We start from the raw sequence: 720 nt of genomic DNA on the forward strand, positions 1-720 counted from the left end.
CACATCATCAGGAGCAATAACCGAAACGCTACCGCTCGATTGGTTTACACCGATGGTGATGGTTTTGCCGTTATCCAGGGTGACAGTCAGCGGATTGGTGATGTTAGTCACCGGCGCGCCGTTCTTATCCACAAGGCTGGCGGTGTAGACGATGTTGCCGCCTTCGCCAACGGTGGTGGTGGCCGTCAGAACCACATCGACTTTGTCGATGGTGTCGTTGATCGTAGTGGTGGCGCCGTTGCCCGCAACTTCCAACTTCTCGAAGTTGCCACCCGTGGTCTCGGTGATTTGAACGGTCTGCGTGCTCTTGTCGATGAACACGTCATCGGTCGGCGCAGGCACGGTCACAGTGCCGACGGTGTCGCCCGCTTTGATGGTGATCGACGAGCCGTTGTCGAGTTTCAACGTGACGTCGGTACCGGCCTTGTTGCTCAAAGTTGCGGTATAGGTGATTTGGCCACCTTCGTTAACGGCACTAGGCGCTGTCAGGGTGACAGTAGTCGTGTTGTCGGTACCCGGTGTGTCCGTCACGGTGGTGTTCACCGCGGTAGTACCCGGCACCAGATTTTCAAAGTGCTCGCCGCCAGTCACGCCTTTGATGGCGTTGGTGACGGTTTGATCGCCCTTGTACACGTCATCAGGAGCAATAACCGAAACGCTACCGCCCGACTGATTCACACCGATGGTGATGGTTTCGCCATTGTCCAAAGTGACGGTCAG

General features: G+C 56.5%; 1 protein-coding gene. It reads right to left on the reverse strand.

What is annotated here, in order from left to right; genetic code table 11:
- Positions 1 to 720, reverse strand: a 720-nt coding sequence (locus FW800_RS27280) for an immunoglobulin-like domain-containing protein (protein WP_446438867.1), incomplete at both ends; no start/stop codon positions are given.

This window comes from Pseudomonas sp. 910_23 (assembly GCF_052850795.1).